This window comes from Duganella levis (genome assembly GCF_009857605.1).
GTDB classification, from domain to species: Bacteria; Pseudomonadota; Gammaproteobacteria; order Burkholderiales; family Burkholderiaceae_D; genus Rugamonas; species Rugamonas levis.
Genome location: NZ_WWCT01000019.1, coordinates 1 through 14,228 on the forward strand (window position 1 = coordinate 1; position 14,228 = coordinate 14,228).

At 63.1% G+C, this 14,228-nt stretch carries 15 protein-coding genes and 1 rRNA gene; 12 read left to right on the forward strand and 4 right to left on the reverse strand.

Annotation, left to right across the window (positions count from 1 at the left end; translation table 11 throughout):
- Positions 1 to 116: ribosomal RNA gene (locus GTP69_RS20975) — 16S ribosomal RNA — on the reverse strand; the annotation flags it as partial.
- A gap of 340 nt (positions 117 to 456) precedes the next feature.
- Here GTP69_RS20975 and GTP69_RS20980 point away from each other — a divergent pair.
- The 9 genes from GTP69_RS20980 (at position 457) to GTP69_RS21020 (ending at position 9,107) form a co-directional block, all read left to right on the forward strand.
- Positions 457 to 1,929 carry a B12-binding domain-containing radical SAM protein gene (locus tag GTP69_RS20980; protein WP_161056679.1) on the forward strand — a complete coding sequence of 491 codons (1,473 nt, stop codon included), beginning with the start codon at positions 457 to 459 and terminating at the stop codon, positions 1,927 to 1,929.
- 147 nt (positions 1,930 to 2,076) lie between these two features.
- Positions 2,077 to 3,189 (forward strand): MlaE family ABC transporter permease, encoded by a 1,113-nt coding sequence (locus GTP69_RS20985; RefSeq protein ID WP_161056680.1) that lies wholly within the window; start codon positions 2,077 to 2,079, stop codon positions 3,187 to 3,189.
- Positions 3,189 to 4,031 carry an ABC transporter ATP-binding protein gene (locus GTP69_RS20990; RefSeq protein WP_161056681.1) on the forward strand — a complete coding sequence of 281 codons (843 nt, stop codon included), beginning with the start codon at positions 3,189 to 3,191 and terminating at the stop codon, positions 4,029 to 4,031. Before GTP69_RS20985 ends, GTP69_RS20990 begins: the two co-directional genes overlap by 1 nt.
- Positions 4,031 to 4,969 carry an MlaD family protein gene (locus tag GTP69_RS20995; protein ID WP_161056682.1) on the forward strand — a complete coding sequence of 313 codons (939 nt, stop codon included), beginning with the start codon at positions 4,031 to 4,033 and terminating at the stop codon, positions 4,967 to 4,969. Before GTP69_RS20990 ends, GTP69_RS20995 begins: the two co-directional genes overlap by 1 nt.
- Before the next feature lie 13 nt (positions 4,970 to 4,982).
- Positions 4,983 to 5,591 carry an ABC-type transport auxiliary lipoprotein family protein gene (locus GTP69_RS21000; RefSeq protein ID WP_161056785.1) on the forward strand — a complete coding sequence of 203 codons (609 nt, stop codon included), beginning with the start codon at positions 4,983 to 4,985 and terminating at the stop codon, positions 5,589 to 5,591.
- Complete coding sequence (locus GTP69_RS21005; RefSeq protein ID WP_229261077.1) at positions 5,588 to 6,898, forward strand: VanZ family protein; 1,311 nt, start codon at positions 5,588 to 5,590, stop codon at positions 6,896 to 6,898. The genes GTP69_RS21000 and GTP69_RS21005 overlap by 4 nt, the downstream gene beginning before the upstream one ends.
- A gap of 28 nt (positions 6,899 to 6,926) precedes the next feature.
- On the forward strand, positions 6,927 to 7,244 hold the full coding sequence (locus GTP69_RS21010; RefSeq protein ID WP_161056683.1) for a (2Fe-2S) ferredoxin domain-containing protein: 318 nt from the start codon (positions 6,927 to 6,929) through the stop codon (positions 7,242 to 7,244).
- A 2-nt stretch (positions 7,245 to 7,246) separates the two neighbouring features.
- A complete protein-coding gene (locus GTP69_RS21015; protein WP_161056684.1) occupies positions 7,247 to 7,915 on the forward strand; it encodes an alpha/beta hydrolase in 669 nt (222 codons plus the stop codon).
- A gap of 46 nt (positions 7,916 to 7,961) precedes the next feature.
- Positions 7,962 to 9,107, forward strand: coding sequence for a D-alanyl-D-alanine carboxypeptidase family protein (locus tag GTP69_RS21020; protein ID WP_161056685.1), 1,146 nt, complete (start codon positions 7,962 to 7,964; stop codon positions 9,105 to 9,107).
- A gap of 66 nt (positions 9,108 to 9,173) precedes the next feature.
- Here the strand turns inward: GTP69_RS21020 and GTP69_RS21025 are convergent, their stop codons facing one another.
- Positions 9,174 to 10,442: an EAL and HDOD domain-containing protein gene (locus GTP69_RS21025; protein WP_371868046.1), complete on the reverse strand. Its 1,269-nt coding sequence runs from the start codon at positions 10,440 to 10,442 to the stop codon at positions 9,174 to 9,176.
- An 81-nt stretch (positions 10,443 to 10,523) separates the two neighbouring features.
- Here GTP69_RS21025 and GTP69_RS21030 point away from each other — a divergent pair, with 81 nt between their 5' ends.
- Entirely contained in the window at positions 10,524 to 11,435 is a 912-nt protein-coding gene (locus GTP69_RS21030) for an aldo/keto reductase (RefSeq protein ID WP_161056686.1), read from the forward strand.
- Here GTP69_RS21030 and pssA read toward each other — a convergent pair whose 3' ends face one another.
- Positions 11,436 to 12,194, reverse strand: a complete 759-nt coding sequence (gene pssA, locus GTP69_RS21035) for a CDP-diacylglycerol--serine O-phosphatidyltransferase (protein ID WP_161056687.1) — start codon at positions 12,192 to 12,194, stop codon at positions 11,436 to 11,438.
- Between the two features lie 134 nt (positions 12,195 to 12,328).
- Between pssA and GTP69_RS21040 the strand changes: the two genes are divergently transcribed.
- Both GTP69_RS21040 and GTP69_RS21045 read left to right on the forward strand, forming a co-directional pair.
- Entirely contained in the window at positions 12,329 to 13,285 is a 957-nt protein-coding gene (locus GTP69_RS21040; protein WP_161056688.1) for a CAP domain-containing protein, read from the forward strand.
- A gap of 90 nt (positions 13,286 to 13,375) precedes the next feature.
- Entirely contained in the window at positions 13,376 to 13,996 is a 621-nt protein-coding gene (locus tag GTP69_RS21045; protein ID WP_161056689.1) for an Hpt domain-containing protein, read from the forward strand.
- On the opposite strand, the gene GTP69_RS21050 is transcribed toward GTP69_RS21045, so the two are convergent.
- Positions 13,993 to 14,202, reverse strand: coding sequence for a hypothetical protein (locus tag GTP69_RS21050; protein WP_161056690.1), 210 nt, complete (start codon positions 14,200 to 14,202; stop codon positions 13,993 to 13,995). The genes GTP69_RS21045 and GTP69_RS21050 overlap by 4 nt on opposite strands.
- Between the last annotated feature and the right edge of the window lie 26 nt (positions 14,203 to 14,228).

Below are 14,228 nucleotides of genomic sequence, written 5' to 3' on the forward strand. Positions count from 1 at the left end.
TATTACTCACCCGTTCGCCACTCGCCACCAGAGCAAGCTCCGTGCTGCCGTTCGACTTGCATGTGTAAGGCATGCCGCCAGCGTTCAATCTGAGCCAGGATCAAACTCTTTAGTTTAATCTCTGTTTGTGACCACTGCTGGTCACTGGTTCGCTCTTCTCAAAAATACTGACAGTATTTCTACTGAATATTTCTTTGTTGAGCATTTAATGCTTTTTGTTGCAGCATCAAACGCCCACATTTATCGACTGTAAATTTTTAAAGATCATTCTGTGTTGCAGCCGAAGAAGCGTTTTGTTCATCAGCGAAGAGGCAAGATTATGAAGCGTTTCGAATATTTCGTCAAGCTCTACTTTTTCTCTTCTTTTCTCACTCAACGCTGCATTTGCATGTGTTGTTTCGTGAGGGACAGAATCATAACAAGGGCAAGCGCGTCTGGCAAGGGTAAAATACGCGAATGTCTATCTTACTTACTACGCTCAACGCCCGTTACACCCATGCGTCGCTGGGCCTGCGCTATTTGCTGGCGAATATGGGTGCGCTGCAGGAGCAAACCAGGCTGCAGGAATTTGTCATCGGCGCCAAGACCACCGAGATTGTGGAACGCATCCTGGCGCATGCGCCGAAGGTCGTCGGCTTCGGCATCTATATATGGAACGTCGAGGAAACCGCCAGGGTGGTCGCGATGCTCAAGCGCGTGGCGCCGCACGTGGCCGTGGTGCTGGGCGGCCCCGAGGTGTCGCACGAGACCAATGAGCAGGAAATCGTCAAGCTGGCCGACTATGTGGTAACCGGCTGGGGCGAGGTCACCTTCCCCAAGCTGTGCGGCGAGATCCTCAATGGTCCCAAGCCGCTGATGAAGGTACATGCCGGCGTCCAGCCACCGATCAACGACCTCACGCTGCCCTACTCTCTATATAGCGACGACGACATCAAGAACCGCACCTTATATGTGGAAGCCTCGCGCGGCTGCCCGTTCAAGTGCGAGTTCTGCCTGTCCGCACTCGACAAGACGGCCTGGCCGTTCGCGCTGGATAACTTCCTGGCGGAGATGGAATCGCTGTACCAGCGCGGCGCGCGGCTGTTCAAGTTTGTCGACCGCACCTTCAACCTGAATATCAAGACCAGCCTGAAGATCATGCAGTTCTTCCTGGATAAGCTGGAAGCCAACCCGGACGATCCGGTCTACGCCCACTTCGAGCTGGTGCCGGACCATCTGCCGGACGCACTGAAAGAGGGCATCAGCAAGTTCCCGCCGGGCGCGCTGCAGTTCGAGATCGGCATCCAGAGCTTTAATCCGGCGGTGCAGACGCTGGTCAGCCGCAAACAGGATAACCAGAAGGCGGCCGACAATATCCGCTGGCTGACCACGCAATCGCATGCGCACATGCACGTCGACCTGATCGCCGGCCTGCCCGGCGAGACGGTGGAGAGCTTTGCCGAGGGCTTCAACAAACTGTGGGCGCTGGAGCCGCATGAAATCCAGTTCGGGATTCTGAAGCGCTTACGCGGCACACCGATCATCCGCCACACGCAGGAATTCGGCATGGTGTACGACCCGTATCCGCCGTACACCATCCTGGCCAACCGCGATATTGATTTTTCAACCATGCAGCGGCTGGTGCGGTTTGCCCGCTATTGGGATCTGGTGGCGAATTCCGGGCGCTTCGGCAACACGCTGCCGGTGCTGCTGGATGATGCGCCGTTCCAGCGATTTATGGCGTTTTCGGACTGGTTATATGCCAATACCGATGCGACGCACCGGATTGCGCTGGAGCGGCTGGTGGCCATGGTGGCGCGCTATCTGCAAACCCAGGGCATGGACAAGGCCAACGCCGAAGCGCTGCTGGCCAGCGACTATGCGGGGGCGAAACCCAAGCCCGCCGAGACCCCGGCTCCCAAGCGGCAGGCCCGGAGGCTGGCTGCCTGATGCGTCTACCCCGCACACCGCAAGCAGGGGTCTGACCCCGTACGGGGTCAGACCCCACGGCTTTACAGGGTCCGCCTTTAGAGAGGCAGCGCACCCCGGATGTAGGCTGTGGTGGCGGCAAGTGCCAATCTCCCTTAAACTTGCAGTATGCCTATAGCCCAAGAGCCTACCCTGACCCTGAATGCCGGCGCCGTTGCCGCGACCGGCACTTGGCAGGTACACGCTCTCGCGCAAGGCAAGGCGATGGCCACCATCACCACTTTTCTCAAGGCGCTCAAGGGCGATCATCTGAAATGGGACCTGTCGGCCGTCGCCAGCATGGACCATATCGGCGCCCAACTGCTGTGGAACGCCTGGGGTAAAACCCGCCCGGCCAACCTGCAACTGCCGCCCGAACTCGAAGAATTCTTCAAACGCCTGGAAACCACCGGCACGCTGGAACTGCCCCGCCCACGCCAGAATCGCCTGACCCTGGTGATGAAGCTGGGCTTCGCCATGCTGCTGTTCTTCGAACATCTGACCGGCCTGCTGCAACTGGTGGGCCAGGTGGTGCTGGACCTGGGCCGCTTCCTGCGCAATCCGCTGCGCGGACCGTGGAAGGAAATCTCCGCCAATATCTACCACGCTGGTTTCCAGGCGCTGGGCATCACGGCGCTGGTCGGCTTCCTGATCGGCGTAGTGTTTTCCTTCCTGTCAGCGCAGCAGTTGCGCAACTTCGGCGGCGACGTCTTCCTGGTCAACCTGCTGGGCATGAGCATCATCCGTGAACTGGGGCCGCTGCTGGCGGCGATCCTGGTGGCCGGCCGCTCCGGTTCCTCCATCACCGCGCAACTGGGCGTGATGCGCGTGACCGAGGAACTCGACGCCATGCTGGTGATGGGCATATCACACGGCTTCCGCCTGATCATGCCGAAGGTGCTGGCCCTGGCGATTGCGATGCCGCTGCTGGTGATCTGGACCGATACCATCGCGCTGCTGGGCGGCATGCTGTCGGCCAAGGTGGAACTCAACCTGTCGCCGCAATACTTCCTGCTTAAGCTGCCGGAGGCGGTGCCGCTGTCGAATTACATGATCGGCATCGGCAAAGGCGCGGTGTTCGGCATGCTGATCGCGCTGGTGTCGTGCCACTTCGGCCTGCGCATCAAGCCAAATACCGAAAGCCTGGGACGCGGCACCACCACCTCGGTGGTCTCGGCGATTACCGCCGTGATCCTGGCCGACGCCGTGTTCGCGATTGTCTTCAGCGGCGTGGGGTTCTGATGAGCGAACAAGAAAGCACCTGCGGCCCCGGCACCGGCGAACTGACCTTGGACGGCAGCGTGCCGGTGGTCGAAATCACCGGCCTGTGGACCAAGTACGGCCGCACCGTGGTGCACCAGGATCTGAACCTGGAGATTGAACAGGGCGAGATCATGTCCATCGTCGGCGGCTCCGGCACCGGCAAGACCACGCTGGTGCGCCAGATGCTGGGGCTGGAACGGCCGGCGCGCGGCTGCGTGCGCGTGTTCGGCGAGGATATCAGCGCCATCGATTCCGATCAGCTTCAACAGCTGCGCAATCACTGGGGCATGCTGTTCCAGCAAGGCGCGCTGTATTCGGCGCTGACGGTGTTCGAGAACATCGCCCAGCCGATGCGCGAACTGCAAGTGCTGCCGGAAGACCTGATCCACGACGCCGTGCTGCTGAAGATGAATATGGTCGGCATGGGCCCGGACCAGGCCAACAAGATGCCATCCGACCTGTCCGGCGGCATGGTCAAGCGGGTCGCCCTGGCGCGCGCGCTGGCGCTGGAGCCGAAACTGCTGTTCCTCGACGAACCGACCGCCGGCCTCGATCCCGACCTGTCGGAAGCGTTCGTCACGCTGATTAAATCGCTGCATCGCGAGCTGGGCCTGACGGTGGTGATGGTCACCCACGACCTCGACACGCTGTTCGCGCTGTCCACCCGGATTGCGGTGCTGGCGGAAAAACACGTGATCGCGCTCGGCCCGCTGCGCGATGTGCTGAAAGTAGACCATCCGTTCATCAAAGAGTTCTTCCTCGGCGATCGCGGCCGCCGCGCGCTGGAAGCGCTCGACGAAAAAACACCCACGGAGCACTGATGGAAAATAGATCGCATGCCCTGACTACCGGCTTTTTCACGATCACGCTGTTGATAGCGGCGATCCTGTACGGCCTCTGGTTCAACCGCGACCGCGTCGAGCGTACGCCGTATGTGATTGCCACTGCGCAGTCCATCCCCGGCCTCAATCCGCAGGCGCCGATCCGCTATCGCGGGCTGGAAGTGGGCCGCGTCGGCAGCATCGCCTTCGATCCCAAGGTGCCCGGCCAGATCGTGGTGACCATGAATATCAACACCGATGCGCCGATCACCACCACCACCTTCGCCTCGCTCGGCTACCAGGGCGTAACCGGCATCGCCTTCATTTCACTGGATGACGACAAGGTCGGTTCGCCGCTGCTGCCGTCCAGCGCCGACCATCCGGCCCGCATTCCGCTGCGCCAAGGCTTCTTCGACCAGTTGGAAAAACGCGGCAAGGAGATCCTGTCGCAGACCGAGGAAGTGACCAACCGGCTGAATGAGCTGCTCAGCCCGGAGCATCAGAAGGTCATGCTCGGCGCGTTCTCCGATGTCAGCGAGACGGCACAGAAGTACCGCGAACTGCCGGAGAAGCTGCAACCGACCATCGACAAGCTGCCGGCGCTGGCCGAGCAGACCCAGAAGACGCTGAATTCGGTGACCGCGCTGGCTAACGACGTCAACAAGCTGACCACCGGCCTGCAAGCGCCGGGCGGCCCGATCGAGCGCATCACCACGCAGGTGGAACGCATCGGCAGTTCGGTCGATGCCGTGGCCGGCGGCATCGAACTCGATACGCTGCCGCAGGTGAATTCGCTGTCGGATGACACGCGGGCGTCGATGCGCGCACTGCGCAAGACCATGAACAAGATTAACGACCGTCCACAAAGCCTGATCTTCGGCGCGCCAGGCACGCCGCCGGGCCCGGGCGAAGAAGGTTTTGCCGCGCCTGCCAGATAAGGACCATCAGATGATGAACGCCACCATCCGCAACTGCCTCGCCATCGCCGCCATGGCTGCCTTGCTGGGCGCCTGCGCCAGCAAGGGCGTGCCGACGTCGCAATTCGATTTCGGTCCGCTGCCCGCAGCATCGCCGGCCAGCGCCAGCAAGATCGGCGCGATCATCGTGGCCGATGTCACCGGGCCGGCCGCGCTGGATACGGAACGCATGCAATATCGGCTGCTGTACGCCGATGCGCGCCAGTCCAAGCCCTACGCCTACAACCAGTGGACCAGTACGCCGGCGCAGTTGCTGACCCAGCGCATGAAGGCGCGGTTGGCGCAGGCCGGCGTCAAGGTGCTGTCGACCACCGATGCCGCCGCCAGCACCACCGTGCTGCGCATGGAGGTGGAAGACTTTGCGCAGAATTTCGACACCGCCACCGCCAGCAATGGCGTGCTGAGCCTGCGGGCGTCGGTGTTCCGCAGTCACAAGCTGGTGGACCAGAAGACGTTTAGCCGCAGCATGCCGGCGCCGAGCGCCGATGCGGCCGGCGGCGCCCGCGCACTGGCCGACGCCAGCGATGCGGTTGCGACCGATGTGCTCAGCTGGCTGGCGGCGCTGCCGCCGTCGAGGGAATGACGGAAAACACGCCAGCAACGCCAGACGCCGGGCCGCCAGACGCGCCGCCGGCGGACTTGGCTGCGGCAGGCGCCGCCGGAACAGCGACGGGCATGGTGCCGATTGCGCCGGACGGCGTCGAGGCGCCGACGGGCCTGCCACCGGTGGCGCCAGTCAACCGCCGCAAGCGCGAGCGGCCACCGCTGACCCCGGCCACTCGCTCGTCGCCGATCACGCGCGCCGCGCTGCTGGCCTATCTGTTCCTGATCATCTACGCCAGCTGGTTCCCGTTCTCCGGCTGGCACAACCAGGGCCTGTCACCGTTCATCTTCCTGGAAACCATGAAGATGCCGCGCTGGTGGACCATGTTTGACGCCATCACCAACGTCATCGGCTATGTGCCGCTCGGCACGCTGATCGTCTACGCGCTATACCCGCGCATCAAAGGCATCTGGGCACTGCTGATCGCCGCCGCCTGCGGCGCACTGGTCTCCGGCACCATGGAAGCGGTGCAAACCTACTTGCCGACACGCGTCTCCTCCAACCTCGACTTCTACACCAACGCCATCGGCTGCGCGCTCGGCGGCCTGATCGGCGTGCTGACCGTGCGCCGCCTGCTCGACCGCAGCCAGCTGCAACGCCTGCGCCGCGAATGGTTCGCACCGCACGCCAGCCAGGGCCTGGTGCTGCTGGCGCTGTGGCCGCTGGCGCAAATCTACCCGCAAAACTTCCTGTACGGCCTGGGCCAGATCCTGCCCATCCTGTCCGACTGGCTGTCGCAACTGCTGGACATGGAAATCGACCTGGCCAGCCTGATCCGCCCGGACGTCGACCTGACCGTCGAACAATACTGGCTGTCGGAAACCATCATCACCGCCTGCGGCATGGTCGGCGCCGGCCTTACCCTGCTGTGCCTGCTGCGCAAGCCGGCCCCGCGCGGCCTGCTGGTCTGCGCCATGATCGCCGCCTCGGTGCTGGTAAAAGGACTGGCGACGGCGCTGCTGTTCTCGCCGGAAAACGCCTTCGTCTGGGTCACGCCCGGCGCCGAAGGCGGTTTCCTGATCGGCGCCATCATGCTGGCCGGCCTGACCTACGCACCGCACGTGGCGCAACGGCGGCTGGCGGTGACCACCCTCTTGTTGGGCCTGGTCATCATCAACACCACGCCGGCCAATCCCTACTTTGTGGCCACTTTGCAAACATGGGTGCAGGGCAAGTTCCTGAACTTCAACGGCGCCGCCCAGTTCCTGTCGCTGCTGTGGCCATTCTTTGCGGTCTGGTTCCTGTGGCTGCCGTCCCACAAGCTGAACGCCGCCAAGGTATCATAGCGGCTACGATTTCCTGAAGGTGATGCCCATGAGCGATACCCCCTACTTCAAACACCACGTCTTCTTCTGCATGAACAAGCGTGACGATGGCCGCAACAGCTGCGGCGACCACGGCGCGGAAGTGGCGCAAAAACACGCCAAGAAGCGCTGCAAGCAACTCGACATCAGCGGCCACGGCAAAGTCCGCATCAACCAGGCCGGCTGCCTGGACCGCTGCGAAGAAGGCCCGGTGCTGGTGGTTTATCCGGAAGGCACCTGGTACACCTACGTCGACACCACCGACATTGATGAAATCATCGACAGCCACCTGGTCAACGGCCAGGTCGTAGAACGTCTGAAAATCTGACCATGAACAAGAGCGAAAAATTTATGCTGGCCGGCGCTGCCGGCCAGATGGAAGGCATTATTGATTACCCGGCCGACGATGCCGCGCCGCGCGGCGTGGCGCTGGTGGCGCACCCGCATCCGCTGTACGGCGGCACCATGGACAACAAGGTCGCCGTCACGCTGATGCGCACCTTCGTCAACCTCGGCTACGTGGTGGCGCGCATCAACTTCCGCGGCGTCGGCAAGTCCGAAGGCGTGCACGACCACGGCCAGGGCGAAACCGACGACATGGCCATCCTGCACAAATGGATGACCGAAAAATACCCGGACTTGCCGGTCGCGCTGTCGGGCTTCTCGTTCGGCACCTATGTGCAGTCGCAACTGGGCCAACGCCTGGCCACCGCCGGCACGCCGACCGAGCGCCTGGTGCTGGTGGGCGCCGCCGCCAAGAAATGGGCGATGGCCGACATCCCGGCCGACACCATCCTGATCCACGGCGAACAGGACGAAACCATCCCGTTGGCCGACGTGCTGGACTGGCTGCGCCCGCAAGACATTCCGGTCATCGTCATCCCCGGCGCAGACCACTTCTTCCACCGCAAGCTGGGCCATATCAAGAGCTGGGTCACGCAGCTGTGGGGCGGCGCCGGCTTAACCGAGGCTGAAACGGACACCGCAAGCGCCGATTAAGCATCTATAATTATTGCGCTTTTAACTCTTCACCGAACATTCCCACATGAAAAAACTTATCGCGGCACTGGCCACCAGTGTGATGTTGATGACCTCGGCCGTGGCGCAAACGCTCCCGGCCCCGACCATCGCCGCCAAATCCTGGCTGTTGCTGGACGCCACCAGCGGCCAGATCATCGCCTCGCAAGACCCCAACCTGCGCATCGAACCGGCCTCGCTGACCAAGGTCATGACGGCCTACGTCGTCTTCGGCGCGCTGCGCGACAAGAAAGTCGACCTCAAGCAGATGGTCAATGTTTCCACCAAGGCGTGGAAGGTCGATACCAGCTCGTCCAAGATGTTCATCGACCCAGCCACCCCGGTCAGCATTAACGACCTGCTGTACGGTCTGATGGTGCAGTCGGGTAACGACGCCGCCGTGGCGCTGGCCGAAGCCGTCGCCGGCGACGAATCCGCGTTCGTGGTGATGATGAACAAGGAAGCCCAACGCCTGGGCCTGACCTCGACCCACTTCGCCAATCCGCACGGCCTGCCGTCGCCGGAAAACTATTCGACCGCACAAGACCTGTCGGTGCTGGCCAAGCGCGTGATCCTGGACTTCCCGGAGTTCTACAAGATTGATTCGGTGAAGAGCTTCACCTACAACAAGATCACCCAGCCGAACCGCAACCGCCTGCTGTGGCTGGACCCAACGGTGGACGGCATGAAAACCGGCCACACCGAAGCGGCCGGCTATTGCATGATCGCCTCGGCGCACCGTCCGAACGGCGCCGGCGAGCGTCGCCTGATCTCGGTGGTGCTGGGCACCTCGTCGGACCAGGTCCGCACGCAGGAAAGCCAGAAGCTGCTGAACTGGGGCTTCCAGAACTTCGATACCGTCAAGCTGTACTCGAAAGGCCAGGCGATTGCCACGCCGGAAATCTGGAAAGGTTCCAAGAGCAACGTCAAGATCGGCTTTGCGCAGGACGTGATGGTGACCGTGCCGAAGGGCGTGGCAGGCAAGATGAAGCCGGCGCTGGAACGCAAGGACCCGCTGGTGGCGCCGTTGGCTGAAAACAGCCGCGTCGGCACGCTGAAGATGGTGGTGGACGGCAAGCCAATGCTGGAACTGCCGGTGGTGGCGCTGGAGACGGTGGAGCAAGCCTCGATCTTCGGCCGCGCCTGGGATTCGATCCGCCTCTGGCTGAAGTAACCCCCAAGTAAAGAGGGGTCTGACCCCATGCGGGGTCAGACCCCGGCGATTCGCGCAGTGCGGGGTTCAGTCGGCGCCGGTATGCTTCATTGATTCCTGCGCCCACTGGAACGCAGCCTGCCCCACACCGGGCAGGCTGTCGATATCCAGCCCCAGCTCCCCCGCAATCGCCAGCGCCTGCTCCACCTTATCGCGCTGCAGCAGCAACACCATCGTCAGATACGGGCCATAGACGCCCTCATTCCCCAGCAACACCTCGCGGATATCATCCGACAGATGCATCTTGCCGACCAGATTGGCCATCGGCACACCCAGCAGCACATCAAACAGCGACAGCAAGCCCACCAGGAACAGCTCATCGCGCCTGGCCTGCGGCAGCTTGCTGCACGTCTCCAGGAAACGCGCGCGCGTCAGCGCCACCTCCAGCAGCGACTCGTCGCGCTCCTTGTTGGCGCCGCCACCCAGGCGGAACATCGACACCGTCAAACCGCGATACAGCTGATTCCGTCCCAGCACCATGAACGCCTGCTGCAAGCTGGTCACCTTGGTGGCCTGCCCATTGACCGGCGCATTGGCCCATTGCAGCACCTGATACGTCATGCCCGGATCGCGCTTGGCCACCTCGATCATGGCCGGCAGCTCGGCGTCCGTGCGCAGCAGGTTGAGCAGCTCGATCGACGTCATGCGGCTCTGGTCGATCCGCGCATCCGGATCGACATGGTCGGCGGTGGTCAGGAACAGCCCCATGAAATAGCTGGCGCCCCACGACAAACACATGCGCTGCTCTTCCCACGTATCCACTCCGTCCACCATTAGCTTCAGGTTGGGATGGCGCAGATGAAGCTGTTTGCACAGCGTCTGGAATTCCGCCAGCGGATGTTCATGCAACGACAGCACCGCCAGATCGGCCTGGGACAGCAAGGCGGCCTCCTCTTCCTTCAACGAGATGCCAGACAGCGCGATCTGGCTGCCAGCGGCGCGCAGTGCGGCGACCGCGTCGGCCGCCAGATGGTCCAGCAGGAAAATGGTGTGCGGCGCGACCAGCGGCAGATGCAGTCCGGCCGACACGGCCTCCGCGCTGATCGGCACCAGCGCCAGGCGCGACTGTGCGAACCCCGGCACCTGGGCGGCCACCAGCGCGTCCAGCATGGCCGGCTCGGGCAGCGCGGCGCCGAAGCGGTAGCCGCTCAGGCGCTGGCGTTTGTCAACGATTTCGGTACGGGTGATCAGGGCTGCGGTCTCATCGGACGGGCTTGCGTCCGCAACGGCGGCGGCCGGAGTAGCAGGGGATGCGACAGGTTCAGGCTTCGACTTCAGAAACGATAAAAATCCCACGTTGATCTCTCCGGTTCGGTCTGGCAGACCAGCCGATCATACTATAATTCTTGCCTCTCACTTAACCTTGGAAACCTTCCCATGACCGATTTGTCCTGCCCTTCCCTCGTCACCTACCAAGGCGGCCTGACGCTGTCGCGCATCGTGGCCGGCATGTGGCGCATGAATGAATGGAACCTGACGCCGCAGCAGCGCGTCGAATGGATCGAGCAGGCGCTGGCCATGGGCGTGACCAGCTTCGACCACGCCGACATCTACGGCGGCTACGGCGTCGAAGCCACTTTCGGCGAAGCGCTGGCCTTGCAGCCTTCGCTGCGCGACAAGATGCAGCTGGTCAGCAAATGCGGCATCAAGCTGATTTCCGACGCCCGTCCCGAGCACACCATCCAGCACTATGACACCAGCGCCAGCCACATCATTGCCTCGGCCGAAAACTCGCTGCGCCAGCTGCGCACCGACCACCTGGACCTGCTGCTGATCCACCGTCCCGACCCGCTGATGAATTTTGATGAAGTCGCCGCCGCCTTCGAGCGCCTGCGCCAGGACGGCAAGGTCAAGCACTTCGGCGTGTCCAACTTCAGCCGCCACCAGTTCGAAAGCCTGAACCGCCGCATCGCGCTGGCCACCAACCAGGTGGAATTCTCGCCGCTGTGTGTGGCGCCGATGTTCGACGAAACCTTCGACGGCCTGCAAGACCTGGGCGTGGCGCCGATGATCTGGTCGCCATTGGCCGGCGGCCGCCTGTTCAGCAGCGATGACGCCGCCGGCGTGCGCGTGCGCGCAGTGATCCAGAAGGTGGCCGACGAGCTGCAACGCCCGTTCGGCAGCGTGGTGTTTGCGTGGATTATGCAGCTGCCGAGCCGTCCGGTGCCGTTGACCGGTTCCGGCCGTATCGCTGCGGTGAAAGAAGCGGTGGAAGCGACCCAGTTCAGCTTGAGCCGCAGCCAGTGGTTTGAAATCCTGCGCGCGGCCCGTGGCCACGAAGTGGCTTAATTACTCATCGTCGTACACGACCGGTGGGGCGATGCCCGTCCAGCCGGTCTTCCACGCCGCATTCAGCGCCAGCGTGAACACAATGTAGACCGCGAAGAACAGCACGAAGTACGCCGTCAGCAGCCAGGCCAGCAGGCCGAGGTTAATCAGCAGCACCACCAGCGCCGCCCAGCTCTTCTTCTGCTTGGAACTCGGGAAGCGCACGGTCGACACCATCAGGCTGCCGACCACGAACAGCAGCAATACCACCAGGCTGCCATGCAGCACCGACGAGGCCGCATCCGGCCAGGCCACCACCACCGACGCCACGCACGCTGCGCCGGCCGTGATCGGCATGCCGACAAAATAGCGCGGATCGGTGCGGCCCACATTCACATTGAAGCGCGCCAGTCGCAGCGCGCCGCAGGCCACGAAGAAGAAGCTGGCGATGCCGCCCATGCGCAGCAGCGTCGGGTGGTCGGCGCCCAGCTGCTGGAAACCGTAGCAGTACAGCAGCAGGCCCGGCGCGCAGCCGAAGTTCATCACATCGGCGATCGAATCGAGCTGCATGCCGAAGTCGGACTGGGTATTGGTGGCGCGCGCCACCATGCCGTCCAGCGCATCGAACACGCCGGCCAGCACCAGCAATACGGCGGCCAGGCGGTAATCGCCGGCATCGCCGATAAAGGCATTGTCGACCGAGATGACGATGCTGCCGAAACCGCAGGCGATCGACATCAGCGTGACGATGCTGGGCAAGGCAAATTTGGCGCGCTGCATGCGCTGATGGTGTAGAGGCTTCAAAACAGGTGCATTCCAGAATAAACGACAAGCTTACCATTTTTAACATCGCTAACGCGTGCTGCGGTTTTGAAAACCGACATAGAATCAGCCGCAAGGCATAGGAGTTCATCATGAAAAAATGGCGTCTGCGGCTGGCCGCATGGCTGGTTGCGTCCCTGCTGGCCGCCTGCGGCGGTGGCGGCGGCAGCGACAGCAATAACGTGAGCAGCGCCGCGACCACCGCGCCGCTCATGCTGGAGCCGGGCGCGCCTGCGATGACCGGCAACACCGCCATCGATGGCTTTAACTGGATCAACTTCCGGCGCGGGCAACTGGGCCTGTCGGTGCTGACGCGCAACAGCCAGATCACGGCGGCGGCGCAGGGCCATTCCGACTACCAGCGCATCAACAACACCATCACCCACGAGCAGACGGTTGGCCTGCCCGGCTTCACCGGCGTGGGCCTGGTCAACCGCCTGAACGCCGCCGGCTACACGCTGACCGACCGCACCTATGCCGCCGGCGAAGTGATCTCGGCCACCAGCAACCCATCCGGCGTCTACCAGGCAGAACAGCTGATCGCCGCCATCTACCATCGCTTCGTCATCTTCGAGCCGGTGTTCCGCGAACTGGGCACCGGCGGCGCCACGGCCAACGGCGGCACCACCTATTTCACCGCCGACTTCGCCGTGCGCGACACCTTCAGCGGACTGGGCGCCGGGCGCTTCGTCACCTATCCGCGCAACCAGCAGACCAACGTGCCGGTCAACTTCTTCAGCGATACCGAATCGCCCGACCCGGTGCCCAACCAGAATGAAGTCGGCTACCCGATCAGCCTGCACGCGGACAGCTACGGCCGCGTGCCCGGCACCGTAGTGGTACAAAGCTTCACGGTCGCACCGCGCGGGGCTGCGGCGCTGAGTACGCGCTTACTCAGCTACGCCGCCGGGACCACCGGGACCACCAGCACGGCCGCCGCCATCGTGCCGCTGGCGCCGCTAAAAAGCGCCACCGCCTACGACGTCAACTTCACCGGCACCGTGGGCGGCGTGGCCGTCAACACCAGCTGGTCGTTCAGCACCCAATAAAAGAAAGCAAGTGATGTTGCATTTTTTTAACTGTGCAAACGACCGCGTCTGCTATCTTATGGGGTAATACCTTCAGCAGAGCCGCGCACGATGACCTCAACCAGCCAGCCCCTGACGCCGCCCGCAGCCGGCCATATCCTGCAAGTGGAAACCGGCTTGCAACAGCTGATGGGCGACCGCGACCTGTATCTGCAAATCCTGCGCCGCTTCCGCCACCGCTATCCGGACAGCGGCTGCGACACCCGCAAGGCGCTCAACAGCGGCGAACCCGGTCACGCACAACGCATCGTCCACACGCTCAAGGGCGCGGCCGGCATGATCGGCGCGCAACAGGTGTATCTGCTGGCGGCGCAGTTGGAAACGCTGTGCGCCGGCCCGGCCCAGGTGTGGTCGGCGCCGCTGGCGCAACTGGAGCAGGCGCTGCGCAGCCTGGTGACCGCGATCGACGAGGTGCTGGCCAGCGATCCGCAACAGATCCTGGCGGGCGAGCCGGTCGCCGCCGCTGTGGTGCCGGAGACGCGCATGCTGTTGCTGCATCTGGTGCGCCTGCTGGACGAAGGCGACGGCGCGGCCATCGACGTGCTGGAGCAGTCGGCGACGGTGCTGGCGGCGAGCCTGGGAGTGGAGGTATTTCAGGAAGTGACGGAAGCGGCGCACCAGTTCGATTTTGAAGCAGCGCAGGCCACCTTGCAGGCGGCAATGGCGGACTAGCGGGTATATTCCTTTTCTTCGTCGAAGGCGTCGGCACATTCCTTGTCGCAAAAACGACGCACATTATCGAGCGGCTTTTCGCAGTACCAGCAGGCTCCCTTGGGCGGCAACATCTGGCGCGTGCGCGCCGGTGGTGCGGACGTGGCGGAAGAAGGCGGCGGCATGCCGGCCCCGTCGTCCGGGACGCTCTCTTGTATCGGTTCCACGATCCCCTCCTTCCAGGCCAAGCTCA

Excerpts from the sequence above, each read along its gene's own strand:
- GTP69_RS20980 (WP_161056679.1), top strand. The coding sequence starts at position 457 with ATGTCTATCTTACTTACTACGCTCAACGCCCGTTACACCCATGCGTCG.
- GTP69_RS20985 (WP_161056680.1), top strand. The coding sequence starts at position 2,077 with ATGCCTATAGCCCAAGAGCCTACCCTGACCCTGAATGCCGGCGCCGTT.
- GTP69_RS20990 (WP_161056681.1), top strand. The coding sequence starts at position 3,189 with ATGAGCGAACAAGAAAGCACCTGCGGCCCCGGCACCGGCGAACTGACC.
- GTP69_RS20995 (WP_161056682.1), top strand. The coding sequence starts at position 4,031 with ATGGAAAATAGATCGCATGCCCTGACTACCGGCTTTTTCACGATCACG.
- GTP69_RS21000 (WP_161056785.1), top strand. The coding sequence starts at position 4,983 with ATGAACGCCACCATCCGCAACTGCCTCGCCATCGCCGCCATGGCTGCC.
- GTP69_RS21005 (WP_229261077.1), top strand. The coding sequence starts at position 5,588 with ATGACGGAAAACACGCCAGCAACGCCAGACGCCGGGCCGCCAGACGCG.
- GTP69_RS21010 (WP_161056683.1), top strand. The coding sequence starts at position 6,927 with ATGAGCGATACCCCCTACTTCAAACACCACGTCTTCTTCTGCATGAAC.
- GTP69_RS21015 (WP_161056684.1), top strand. The coding sequence starts at position 7,247 with ATGAACAAGAGCGAAAAATTTATGCTGGCCGGCGCTGCCGGCCAGATG.
- GTP69_RS21020 (WP_161056685.1), top strand. The coding sequence starts at position 7,962 with ATGAAAAAACTTATCGCGGCACTGGCCACCAGTGTGATGTTGATGACC.
- GTP69_RS21030 (WP_161056686.1), top strand. The coding sequence starts at position 10,524 with ATGACCGATTTGTCCTGCCCTTCCCTCGTCACCTACCAAGGCGGCCTG.
- pssA (WP_161056687.1), bottom strand. The coding sequence starts at position 12,194 with ATGCAGCGCGCCAAATTTGCCTTGCCCAGCATCGTCACGCTGATGTCG.
- GTP69_RS21040 (WP_161056688.1), top strand. The coding sequence starts at position 12,329 with ATGAAAAAATGGCGTCTGCGGCTGGCCGCATGGCTGGTTGCGTCCCTG.
- GTP69_RS21045 (WP_161056689.1), top strand. The coding sequence starts at position 13,376 with ATGACCTCAACCAGCCAGCCCCTGACGCCGCCCGCAGCCGGCCATATC.